This is a genomic window from Tunicatimonas sp. (assembly GCF_049647865.1).
GTDB lineage: Bacteria > Bacteroidota > Bacteroidia > Cytophagales > Cyclobacteriaceae > Tunicatimonas.
The window spans coordinates 1-4369 of record NZ_JBARYM010000266.1; the positions used below are offsets into that span (position 1 = coordinate 1).

Here is a 4369-nt window from a genome sequence, read left to right on the forward strand (position 1 = left end):
TTTCATACAGATATTATATTATTATAATTGTATTCAGAGTATATAATATTTGATATGAACAAATGCATAAAATGCAGTTGGTTAGTAGCGTTTCTACTACTCGTAAAGCTGCCTGGATACGGGCAAGAGAAATTTAGAGAAGGGTACATTGTAACACTCCAGCAGGATACGGTTTATGGGCTTATTGACTATAAGACTGTCTCAAAAAGTGCCAATAAGTGTAGCTTCAGAAAAGATAGAAACGCCAATGTCGTTACTTATACTCCTGATCAGATAATGGGATACCGCTTTACTTCCGGAAAATATTACGTATCAAAATTGGTAAAGATGAATGGCGGAACAGAGGAGCTGTTTCTAGAATACCTTATTGATGGTATCGCTGATATATACTTTTTCCGCGACGAAGCTGGAGACCACTACTACATTGAGAAAGAAGGCGAAGAGATTCTGCCGTTAGTTGTTGATGTAGTAGAGGTTGAGCGAGAAGGGAAAAGATACTTTAAACGGAAGGATGCGTATAAGCAAGTACTGAAATACACATTTTCTGATGCCTCTGGTCTATCTGACGAGATAAATAGTACTGATCTTAGACACGATGACCTCATCGAAATAGCAGAAAACTATCACAACCAAGTGTGTGATGAGTATGAATGCATCACTTACTCTAAGAGGCAATCTGTAGTGCAAACCCGCGTGGGACTACTAATTGGTGGCAGTGCTTCTGATATAACTTTTACGAATATGCTTTATGTTAGACCGGAGCTTTTAGCGAACCTGCCTACTAGCAACCATATCACGTTCGGTACCTTTCTAAGAATAAAGGATACGTTTATAGGTGAGCGCTTTTCCTTGCAATCTGAGCTATGGTACGGTAGAACACGCAACGGAAGACATTCTGCTGTCTTACTCATACCTTAAAACCCCAATTATGGTACGGTATTCCGCGATTCACCGAAAGATTCGCCCTACAATTGCAGTTGGCCCAACCGGAACTTTTCTGCTAGGTGTGCGGGCAAACCAAACTAGTTTAAACCAAAGAGAGTGGATGGAAGGGGGGCGCTTTCAACTAGGACTGGAAGGTGCGTTAGGAATAACCTACGCAATGACTGAGAGGAACAATCTACTCTTAGAAGCCCGTTACAATTTAAGTTACGGATCTCATCAAAATCTTTTTGCATCAGGGTCAGCCAATCAACAGGATAACTTTAGATCCAGAGCCACTACTTTCAGCATAATAACCGGCATTTCTTTCTAAACCATAATTTACTCCTAAAAAGCCTCGCCAATAAAAAAGTAAACCCCAGGCCCTTCTTCCGTAAAAGCAACATCCAGGCGGGTGAATATATCTTTGCTAGGAAAAATAAGGAAGCGGACTCCCGCTCCGCCCGCTACTACCCAGTCGCCCAAGTCAATTTCGCGCGGTGAGGGGGAAACACCTCCGGTGCTAACGAAGGCTGCAGCACCCCACCGTTTGCTGAACGGAAACGGCAAAAAGCGGTACTCGAGCTGAGTGGCCAACAGCGTTTTATCCCGATAACGACCCAGGTAGTAGCCTCGCATCATACTTTCGCCCCCCATTAGGGATAATTGGTTGAACGGGACTTCACCCCAGGTGCTGTTGGCTACAATTTGCGCGGACAGTACCTGACTCCGCGTGGTGGGGTAGAAGTAACGAGCATCCAGAAAGAACTGTGTAAACGGGAAGTCGCTACCCCAAGCGTTATCGTAGTGCAGAAAACCAGTTTCGCCGAAAAAGCCCTCGCGTACATTCAATACATTGTGCCGATTGTCATAAACCAAGCCTAGTCCAATCCCAAAGTTGGTGGATCCGTTACTGCCCCGTGGGAAGTCAATCGGTTCGTTCGTAAGCGTATTGAATTCCACACTGCTTAGTCGCTGGTAATCGAACCACGTACCCAAATACAAATCACCACCAATATTACGTAGCACTCGCTCCCTTAGAGCAATGCTGCCAGCATCTACCCGAGCAATCTCTTCTTCGGGGGTGTCTGGACCTATACCATAGTATAGCAACGGAAACTGCTGAAAACGCAGTCGTCCTAAAAAAAACCACTTACTTTGATCGGAGTAGAGTGCATGATCAATCCACAGACCGTACTGACTTTCTAGGGTTAAAAAAGAAAATGCATTAATCTCGCTTAGGCGGTTGCTGGTATCTTGCTTGGCGTAGTACACATAGAGAGCACTCACTCCAAACTCCCAACGGGTTTCGGGCGAATACGCCAGGGTAGGATAGGCGATAAACTTGGGTCGTTCGGAGGAAACCGTATCGTTAAACACACTATTGAAAACTCGCTTGGTGACATCCCATACTTGGGCCTGACTCTGAAGAGTAAATAGTGAAAAAAGTAGAATTAAGCAGTAGCGCATCGGAAAAATAAAGAGGATCTAGAGAATGAAAAGATACATACCCGTGTAGTAACGGAATTTCTTAGAAGAGGATATGGGCCATCGTTCAGAATATTATGTCTACTAAGCAAATCTTGGTGATTAACCTTTTTTGTCTGATTTTAAGTATGAACTAAAAAGATGATATTGCTAGTGAAGACTAAATTTTCAGCCCTCATGAAAGCAGCAATTCGGACACAATACGGCTCACCTAATGTTTTATCTGTCCAAGAGGTAGATCAACCCCAGCCGAATGATAACGAAATTTTAGTGCGCGTACAGGCTACTACCGTGAACCGTACTGACTGCGGGATGCTTAGCGGACGCCCGGCGATCATAAGACTATTCACCGGACTAACAAAACCGAAATTAGCCACTACCGGAACTGACTTTGCCGGAGAGGTGCAAGCAGTCGGAAACAGTGTTAGCCGCTTCAAGGTAGGCGATAAAGTATGGGGATTTAATGATAACGGGCTGCCAACGCACGCCGAATACTTAGCCATTGCGGAAGACCAACCGATCGCAATTATACCGGAGGAAGTTACCTACGAGCAAGCTGCCGCTAGCGCCGAGGGAGCGCACTATGCCTACAATTTTATCAATAAGGTTGATCTTCAGGCGGGTAGTAAGGTAATGCTCAACGGTGCTACCGGAGCAATTGGCTCGGCGGCGTTACAGTTTTTGAAGTACACTGAGGCTTATGTGACCGCTACGGCTAATACCAAAAACGTAGACCTTATAAAATCACTGGGAGCAGATCGAGTGATTAATTACGAGCAAGAAGACTTCACGCAGGATGATGAGAAGTATGATTTCGTATTTGATGCGGTAGGCAAAAGCACTTTTGGCCGGTGTCGATCATTACTTAAACTGGGAGGAATTTATATTTCATCGGAGTTAGGACCCGGAGCACAAAACCCGTTTTTAGCATTAGTCACTCCGTTGATGGGTGGCAAAAAAGTAAAGTTTCCAGTGCCGCTCAATATTCCAAGAAGTCTTAACTTCATTAGCGAACTACTTGAGGCTAATAAGTTTCGCCCGATAATTGATCGTACTTATTCATTAGACCAGATTCAGGAAGCCTTCCGCTACGTAGCTTCCGGGCAAAAAACCGGAAACGTAGTCATCTCACTACCGAATTAGCGTGATGCATTATGGTTAAATTGTTCTTTTTATTTCTGTTCGGTGGATTCCTTCTTTCGCTTACTGCGTTGGGGCAAAAGAACTATGTTCCTGGCTACGTAGTACTTACTTCGGGCGATACGCTTCGGGGGCAGGTAATGGATCGGCGGGAAACCTTTATCGGTACCGAACTGCTTACCAAGATTCGTTTCAAACCGGAAAGGGGCGGCATACGACGAAAATATCGAGCTAAGAAGCTGTTAGCTTATCAAGTGGGTAATAGTGTATACGAGCGGTACTACGTTCGTTCAAAAGGCATCAGCCTGCTGGATGCGTACTACGAGATTGTCCCAAACGATGGGGCGCAGGTTTTCTTACGAGTAGTTAGCCGAGGTAAACTCACTCACTACCAGTGGGAATGGATTGACGAAGATAACGACACGATAGACGCTGCGGACTACTTTCGTAAAGGGAACGAACCCTTACTGGTGAGAGCTACCCAGGGAGTATTTGGATTGAAGCGTAAGAATCTCGTAAAGTACTTTTGGGACTGCCCTAGCTTACAAGAAAAGATTCAGCAGAAAGTATTTAAATATTCTTTTGAAGTGGCGGATTACTATAATCAGAACTGCTTGTAATTATTTTAGTTTAGTTATTTGGTCTATTCAACCTTTTTTAACAGGAACAACTTTAAATTCATATTCAAGAGGCCTATTTCCATTTTGTTCCCATGTATGATAGAAGGATTTAAACTCCTCAATGAAAGCTGTAGTTTCTTGCTTACTCAGAAACTTCTTAAAACCATCTTCCGAACCGAAGAGGCTTCCTAATAGTGCGT

5 protein-coding genes are annotated in these 4369 nt (G+C 44.1%); 4 read left to right on the top strand and 1 reads right to left on the bottom strand.

Annotated features, from left to right (window positions below):
- Nucleotides 1–54 precede the first annotated feature (54 nt).
- Both WBA23_RS08190 and WBA23_RS08195 read left to right on the top strand, forming a co-directional pair.
- The gene (locus WBA23_RS08190; RefSeq protein ID WP_424581787.1) at nucleotides 55–918 is read left to right on the top strand and encodes a hypothetical protein; all 864 of its coding nucleotides are present in this window, start codon (nucleotides 55–57) and stop codon (nucleotides 916–918) included.
- 10 nt (nucleotides 919–928) lie between these two features.
- The gene (locus WBA23_RS08195; protein WP_424581788.1) at nucleotides 929–1255 is read left to right on the top strand and encodes a hypothetical protein; all 327 of its coding nucleotides are present in this window, start codon (nucleotides 929–931) and stop codon (nucleotides 1253–1255) included.
- Between the two features lie 14 nt (nucleotides 1256–1269).
- Here the strand turns inward: WBA23_RS08195 and WBA23_RS08200 are convergent, their stop codons facing one another.
- A complete protein-coding gene (locus WBA23_RS08200) occupies nucleotides 1270–2391 on the bottom strand; it encodes a BamA/TamA family outer membrane protein (protein WP_424581789.1) in 1122 nt (373 codons plus the stop codon).
- Between the two features lie 195 nt (nucleotides 2392–2586).
- Between WBA23_RS08200 and WBA23_RS08205 the strand changes: the two genes are divergently transcribed.
- Both WBA23_RS08205 and WBA23_RS08210 read left to right on the top strand, forming a co-directional pair.
- Nucleotides 2587–3552: an NAD(P)-dependent alcohol dehydrogenase gene (locus WBA23_RS08205; RefSeq protein WP_424581790.1), complete on the top strand. Its 966-nt coding sequence runs from the start codon at nucleotides 2587–2589 to the stop codon at nucleotides 3550–3552.
- A gap of 11 nt (nucleotides 3553–3563) precedes the next feature.
- The gene (locus WBA23_RS08210; protein WP_424581791.1) at nucleotides 3564–4169 is read left to right on the top strand and encodes a hypothetical protein; all 606 of its coding nucleotides are present in this window, start codon (nucleotides 3564–3566) and stop codon (nucleotides 4167–4169) included.
- Nucleotides 4170–4369: the final 200 nt, after the last annotated feature.

Excerpts from the sequence above, each read along its gene's own strand:
- WBA23_RS08190 (WP_424581787.1), top strand. The coding sequence starts at position 55 with ATGAACAAATGCATAAAATGCAGTTGGTTAGTAGCGTTTCTACTACTC.
- WBA23_RS08195 (WP_424581788.1), top strand. The coding sequence starts at position 929 with ATGGTACGGTATTCCGCGATTCACCGAAAGATTCGCCCTACAATTGCA.
- WBA23_RS08200 (WP_424581789.1), bottom strand. The coding sequence starts at position 2,391 with ATGCGCTACTGCTTAATTCTACTTTTTTCACTATTTACTCTTCAGAGT.
- WBA23_RS08205 (WP_424581790.1), top strand. The coding sequence starts at position 2,587 with ATGAAAGCAGCAATTCGGACACAATACGGCTCACCTAATGTTTTATCT.
- WBA23_RS08210 (WP_424581791.1), top strand. The coding sequence starts at position 3,564 with ATGGTTAAATTGTTCTTTTTATTTCTGTTCGGTGGATTCCTTCTTTCG.